The organism is Mesorhizobium sp. WSM4849 (assembly GCF_055811385.1).
Window position 1 is genome coordinate 1 of record NZ_JBVVPW010000075.1, and the last position, 6,469, is coordinate 6,469.

A 6,469-nucleotide genomic window follows, 5' to 3' on the forward strand; every position below is an offset into this window, starting at 1 on the left:
GTCCGGGTAGGTTTGGAAGATAACATTTATCTCCGACGTGGGGTGCTGGCATCCAATGCCGAGCTCGTTGACAATGCTGTTGGGATCATCGAGCGCATGGGCGCCAGCATCGCCACACCTGCCGAGGCACGGGCAATCCTCGGCTACCTTCGCCATCATGTCGGCCGTCCAGTGCGTCGTCTCGGCGGGCGGGTCTTCGAGCGTGAGCGCCACCACGCCTTCGGCGACATCCGGGCCGAGCGGCGGAATGCGCGAGGGCCGCGTCTTGTCGCGCAGCAGCCCTTCAAAGCCTTCCTCAGCGAAGCGCTCCTGCCAGCGCCAGACACAGGTCTTGGACTTGCCGGTCCGCCGCATGATTTCGACGGTACCGACACCATCGGCGCTCAACAGCACGATCTCGGCGCGCCAGACATGCCTCTGCGGACTGTTGCGGTCGCTGACCAGGGCAGCCAGTCGCCGATTTTCAGAAGGCGAGACGGTGAGAGATATTCCTGTGCGCATGCGCCAGATTCGCATGCGCATAGGCAAAAGGGAATCCCACCCAGGACTCTTATGCCGGGCGGAAACCACTAGCTTGCAACAACTTTTTTCACGCATTCGACGCGCGGAGATGCGTCCATGTCGTTGCAGAGAGCTTGGAACTGAAAAAGAAGCTCACGAATGAGTGCTTCATTTCCCCAACGGGAAGGAAAAATCAGATATGCAGTTAAGTAATAATTTTAGTGCCGGGCAGACGTTGAAGCTTCTGATACTGGAAGTTGTGGCCGATTGGATCGACTATAATGAGCACATGACAGAGTATAGATATACTCAGTGCTTCGCGGCAGCCTCCGATTCGCTTCTCCAGCAAATTGGGGTCGACAGCGCTTATGTTAAAAGGGGGCACAGCTACTATACGGTAGAGAGCCATGTCCGATTGCTCGCCGAAGCTAAGCTTGGGGACATTTTGCACGTCGACGCTCAATTGCTTCCATCGGATGGCAAGAAGGTCCATACCTTCATGTGGTTGCGCAAAGACTCCGATGGTCGATTGTTGGCGACCTACGAAAACTTGATGCTCCATGTCTCGTCAAGTGAGCGACGTTCCATAGTGCCCCTCCCGGAGATAATGACAAGGCTCAAGCCTTTGCTGGATGCTCATGCAAATCTCGCCGTGCCCGATGGAGCGGGACGGTCAGTTGGGGTTGGGATGCGGTTGGTGGAATAGACAGCTCTTCGCTGCTGAAACCCAGATCGCTTTCTCACGATGGGCTCCTCTGGTTGCGCTTGCAAGGGTATGACGAGATGCATCGCTAGTAATGCGAGCGCTGCGATATCGTTCACCACGATTCACCCTGCCGGTCGGCGAGGCATCGACCCGGCCGGCGGGAGCGCCTGGGTCTAATCTTGCTGGAGGTCGCCCTTTTTAGATCGACCTCCACTATCAAGACCAGATGATGGGGATATAGAAATTGAGTTTGACGCCCTTGGCCCAGACTCATAAGCCCGCAACCCTATGCGAACTGAAGCGAGTTTGATCGCTGCGAGAAAGTTTCGCGGATCGCGGTCGTATCGGGTCGCTATGCCTCTGAAATGTTTGAGCTTGATGAAGTATCGCTCGACGAGGTTGCGCTGTTTATAGGCCCATGCGCTGAAAAAAAGCTGTCGGTTCGGTTTTTTTCTTCGGCGGATGTTGGCCCACGCTCCGTTCTCTGCGGCGAGGCCGCGAATGGCGTCGCTGTCGTAAGCACGGTCGGCGAGCAAGGATCGCATCGGGCTGGAGGGCGTCGAGCATGGCGAGAGCGGACTTGCCGTCATGCGCCTGTCCGGCCGTCAGGACGAGATCGATTGGCCGCCCTTCGGCATCGACAAGCGCATGGATCTTGGTGGTGAGACCGCTGCGGGAACGTCCCATGCAACCATCGTCATCACCCCCATTTTTGCCGTGGCCGGGTGCTGGTGACGCGGACACAGGAGGAGTCGATCATGATGATCTCACCGTCAAAAGCCTTGGAAACCGCCGCCAGCAAGCCGATCCAGACCCCGGCTTTGCGCCATGGCGTAACAACGCGTTCAAGCCTCCAAAAGAAGCCTTGAATCAGAACTCGTCACAAAACCAACTCAGTTTGTGAGTTTGCGCCGCCTAGGCAGGTGATCATCAAGTGCTGGTCAGCTCGATCCCCGCAATGCCGCGTTGAGGCGCTGGACCGATAGCCATCTAAGGTCAAGATGGGCATCATATCGATAATGTTCTGTCAACCTACTGGCCGGTGAAATTAGGTTGGAATGGATCGGCCGGCGCGCTCTTTGCTCAAGCATGGAGAACCGGTCGGATCGTAATTTTGCAAGACAAGAATGAAGGGAACATTCGCATGAACAAGCTTATGACAATGATGGCCGCTGCAGCCTCGCTCGCAGTTGCCTCCGTGGCTTGGTCGGCTACGGCCAATGCCGGCGCTGTACTCGATAAAGTGCTCGACACAAAGACGCTGACAGTGGCGGTCGGGACGGACTGGGGGGTGATGTCGTCCCTGGACGACAACAAAGAGCTCGTTGGATACGACATCGACGTCGCGAAGGGAATCGCGGAATACCTGGGCGTGCAGGTCAAGTTCATAACGCCGGGTTGGGACCTTATCGCTGCAGGCGGTTGGAACGAACGTTGGGATATGGCCATGGGTCAAATGACACCATCCAAGGCGCGCACCAAAAAATTTGCCTTCCCGGCTGTGTATGTTTACTCGCGGGTGATCGCGATCGTCCACAAGGATAGCAAGGCTGCCAAGCTTTCGGACCTCAACGGCAAAGTAGTGGGCATCGGCTCAGGCGACAACACCGAGTACTATGCCAATAACACCCTGGTAGCCGACTGGCCCGGCGCTAAACCTCTAGACTTCAAATTCAAGGCAGGCGAGATAAAGGCCTACTCAGGCACTGCGTTTGAGGACCTTCGCTTCGGCGATGGTGTTCGCCTCGATGCGGTCCTTTATGAGGAAGCCCTTGCGCGCAACGCGATCAAGGCCGGCTATCCATTCAAGGTGCTTGGCGAGCTGTACTCCACTCCAGGGGCTATCGCGATTATGCGCGGCGACAAGGAATTTAACGACAAGATTGCGGCCGCGATCCAGAGCATGAGGGATAATGGTACTCTCTCCAAGCTGTCGATGAAGTGGTACGATGGAGTGGATCGCTCCGTCGAAAAATAAGGTTCACGAAACTATAGCGGCCCCGGCCGGGCCGGGGCCGCTATTTTGGGAGGCTGCACATGCTCTATCAGGATACCGTTGAATCCGAAGTACTCGTCCACAAGCCGTTGTTTATAGCCTCGGTCTTTGCAGTTGTTCTCACAGTTTTTCTTATGTTTGACCTCACGGGCACCATTATGGGCGAAATCATGCGGCCTGTCATCGGCGAGCCGTTGGAGAGCGGCTTTTACGGGCGCTTCGCGATTGCCTTTGTGATTGCGGTCGTGTTCTGCTTTAACCTGGTACTGATCGGTTTTGCGTCGCTGAAAGTGCAAATCGGCATTGTGTGGCTCGAACTGCTCGTTCTGTTTATCGCTTTCGTTAAAGTATTCGATCTAAATCTGCCTTTTATTTGGGAAAAGATACCCTTCCTGATCACGCAGGGAGTGGTGACGACACTATATGTTTCGGCGATCTCACTGGTTTTCGCATCGACTATCGGAATCGTTGCCGCCATAGCGAAACTGTCAAGCAATGGCTTCGCTTACGGGGTTGCCAGCTTCTACACTTCCTTCTTCCGCGGATTGCCGCTTCTGATGCAGGTTTACCTGATCTATCTCGGCCTGCCCCAACTGGGCATTGTGCTTGATGCCGTGCCATCAGGCATATTGGCGCTTTCACTATGCATCGGTGCGTATATGACGGAAATCTTCCGGTCCGGTATTGCGAGCATCGACCGCGGTCAGTGGGAGGCATCCCGATCCATGAGTTTCGGCTTTGGCCTCACGATGCGCAAGATCATTTTGCCGCAGGCGCTTCCCGTAATAATTCCGCCAATGGGAAACATGTTCATCGGGATGCTGAAGGACAGCTCGCTCGTCTCGGTCCTCGGCGTGTGGGAACTGACATTCCTTGCTCGCACGCTTGGCCAGCCGACCTTTCATTACTTGGAGATGCTGATCACCGCGGCGGTAATCTATTGGATTATGTCCATTTGCCTCGAGGTGATTCAATCCAGGATCGAGCGCTATTTCGCGCGGAGCAAGGTAAGATGAGCGTCATCAACGTAAGCGACGGGAGCAACGTGCGATGACGACTAGCAGGATACATCAACTGAAAAACGTCCCTAATAGGGGCAAGGCTTCGGAGGCTTCTGCCAATTTGTCGCGCATACAACCAGCGTCGTATCGAGAGTCACCAGGACATGAGCAGGCGACAATGAGTGGGGAAAAGATTATCGAAGCGAAGAACGTTTCGAAGTGGTACGGCGCCTTCAGAGCATTGACTAGCGTCAGCCTCACCGTCCGCAAAGGCGAACGCATTGTTATCTGCGGCCCCTCCGGATCGGGAAAGTCGACACTGATCCGCTGCTTCAATCGGCTCGAGGCGCATCAGGAGGGCGAGATCACCGTCAACGGGATCAGGTTGCACAGCAAAATGCGCGACGTGGCTGAAGTTCGCAAGAACGTCGGCATGGTGTTCCAGCACTTCAATCTGTTCCCGCACATGACGGTGCTGATGAACTGCATGGCCGCCCCGATGTGGATCAAGGGCGTGCCAGAGCCCGAGGCAAGGAAGCTCGCGCTGAAATTCCTCGAGCGCGTGCGTATTCCGGAGCAGGCGAACAAATATCCTGCCCAGCTCTCCGGCGGACAGCAGCAACGTGTTGCCATTGCCCGTTCGCTCTGTATGGAGCCCACGGTCATGCTGTTCGACGAGCCGACCTCGTCGCTCGATCCGGAAATGGTCGCTGAAGTGCTCGAGACAATGACTGGTCTCGCGCGCGACGGCATGACCATGGTTTGCGTTACGCACGAGATGGGCTTCGCGCGTGCCGTCGCAGACCGAGTGATCTTCATGGATGCAGGACAGATCGTCGAAGAGGGCAAGCCGAACGACTTCTTCACCAATCCACAAAACGAAAGAACAAAGCTATTCCTCAGCCAAATACTGTCGCACTGATTATTGTGCCGTTCGGCGGAGAGTGCGGGTTGTAGGGGGCGTGCTTCCGAGGTGAGTGGGGAAGAATGATTCCAGAGGTGCCGTCACATTGATGGGCGGTAAGGAAATTGAGGTACCAGCGCGCCCCACGACCATGAGTGCACCGACCTACAAGAACCACCGCTATCCGATCGAAATCGTGGCCCGTGCTGTCTGGCTCTACTTCGGCTTCAATCTGAGCTTGCGCTGTTTCCTATGAGACCATCTGCCGATGGTGCCGAAAGCACGGCCCTGATCATGCGCGCAGCATACGCCGCAAGGCACCAACGAAAGGCGATGTCTGGCACCTGGATGAAGTGGTGGTTCGCATCAACGGTCAAAATGCTGGTTGTGGAAGCGGTTGATCAGGACGGATCTGTGCTCGACGAGATTGTCCAGCGTCGCAACACCAAGGCCGCCAGGCGCTTTGGCGGCAGACCCTGCTTCTTCAGAAGTCGGTCAGCAGGCGTCGATGAAGTGCCCCCAAGCACGGTTCAAGGCGTCCGTCTTCGCCATCGAATCAAGACCGCGCGGCAGCGCACCCGCTGGCCCAAGGTCGAAGGACGGCTTTCCGTCACGGAGCTGGCTGCGCGACTGCGCATCCCGCCGAAATGGATTTACACCCAACTCCGGCGCGGCCGCCTCCTGACGTCCTATGATCCCGCCGGTCGCTATCTCGTTCCCAACGACGAAACGTTCATGCAGGCGATACGCAAGCTGCGCGAACACGGCATCGATCGCGTCGATCTCAGGGAACATCAGCCTCACGAGGAGGGGTATTGTTATGGGTAGCGAGCAGCGCCGACAATTGCGCTGCCGTCAGCCGCATTACCCCGTCCTCAACCTTTTGGCCAGCGGAACTCGCCGTCTAACGCCGGTGCCATCCCAGAAGATCAGCTTGATCCGTCAGTCCTCTGTGGATGGCTCCCGCATTGCAAGAGGGAATTCGACGTTCTGGCGCGTTGATCGGGTGCAGTCTTCTGTCCGGCCTGTTGGTTCAGCCATTGGAGACTGCTGGCCCTGATGGGGCAGGCGAACAAGGTCCCAATCTGCTTGTCAGGCTATGATGCCTCGGACTGACGGTGGGTTGTCCCTGCTCCCGGCCTGACCGGTTTCGCCATCACTCGCCTCGCTCTTACAACTTCATGGAGCCGATTGATCGGTAAGCGGTGCACCGCTTACTACGTTTCTCCGATATTTTTTCCGATCTCGGTCCGAACCCTTTCTGTGGAACGCGTGTCAGTGACCGTAAGCGGTGCACCAAGGCACCTTGCAATAGGCCGATGAACATGGATTTTTCGGGCCATGACATTGGAACATGCAGA

Annotated in this window: 4 protein-coding genes and 3 pseudogenes; 5 read left to right on the plus strand and 2 right to left on the minus strand. The window is 56.4% G+C overall.

The genetic code is table 11. From position 1 onward, the window contains the following. Positions 1-150: 150 nt before the first annotated feature. Positions 151-501 (minus strand): annotated as a pseudogene (locus AC0L3L_RS35980) (helix-turn-helix domain-containing protein); the annotation flags it as partial. 199 nt (positions 502-700) lie between these two features. On the opposite strand from AC0L3L_RS35980, the gene AC0L3L_RS35985 reads away from it, so the two are divergent. After that, the gene (locus tag AC0L3L_RS35985) at positions 701-1,207 is read left to right on the plus strand and encodes a thioesterase family protein (protein ID WP_473642097.1); all 507 of its coding nucleotides are present in this window, start codon (positions 701-703) and stop codon (positions 1,205-1,207) included. A 287-nt stretch (positions 1,208-1,494) separates the two neighbouring features. Here AC0L3L_RS35985 and AC0L3L_RS35990 read toward each other — a convergent pair. Next, positions 1,495-2,036 (minus strand): annotated as a pseudogene (locus AC0L3L_RS35990) (IS5 family transposase); the annotation flags it as partial. A 315-nt stretch (positions 2,037-2,351) separates the two neighbouring features. Here AC0L3L_RS35990 and AC0L3L_RS35995 point away from each other — a divergent pair. The 4 genes and pseudogenes from AC0L3L_RS35995 to AC0L3L_RS36010 form a co-directional block, all read left to right on the plus strand. Continuing rightward, a complete protein-coding gene (locus tag AC0L3L_RS35995) occupies positions 2,352-3,185 on the plus strand; it encodes a transporter substrate-binding domain-containing protein (protein ID WP_473642098.1) in 834 nt (277 codons plus the stop codon). A 59-nt stretch (positions 3,186-3,244) separates the two neighbouring features. Then, positions 3,245-4,219: an amino acid ABC transporter permease gene (locus tag AC0L3L_RS36000; protein ID WP_473642100.1), complete on the plus strand. Its 975-nt coding sequence runs from the start codon at positions 3,245-3,247 to the stop codon at positions 4,217-4,219. 163 nt (positions 4,220-4,382) lie between these two features. Then, the gene (locus AC0L3L_RS36005; protein ID WP_473642102.1) at positions 4,383-5,126 is read left to right on the plus strand and encodes an amino acid ABC transporter ATP-binding protein; all 744 of its coding nucleotides are present in this window, start codon (positions 4,383-4,385) and stop codon (positions 5,124-5,126) included. Between the two features lie 133 nt (positions 5,127-5,259). Then, positions 5,260-5,570: pseudogene (locus tag AC0L3L_RS36010) on the plus strand (DDE-type integrase/transposase/recombinase); the annotation flags it as partial. Positions 5,571-6,469: the final 899 nt, after the last annotated feature.

What these genes read in the sequence shown, in the direction of transcription:
- AC0L3L_RS35985 (WP_473642097.1), top strand. Translation starts at nt 701, where the DNA reads ATGCAGTTAAGTAATAATTTTAGTGCCGGGCAGACGTTGAAGCTTCTG.
- AC0L3L_RS35995 (WP_473642098.1), top strand. Translation starts at nt 2,352, where the DNA reads ATGAACAAGCTTATGACAATGATGGCCGCTGCAGCCTCGCTCGCAGTT.
- AC0L3L_RS36000 (WP_473642100.1), top strand. Translation starts at nt 3,245, where the DNA reads ATGCTCTATCAGGATACCGTTGAATCCGAAGTACTCGTCCACAAGCCG.
- AC0L3L_RS36005 (WP_473642102.1), top strand. Translation starts at nt 4,383, where the DNA reads ATGAGTGGGGAAAAGATTATCGAAGCGAAGAACGTTTCGAAGTGGTAC.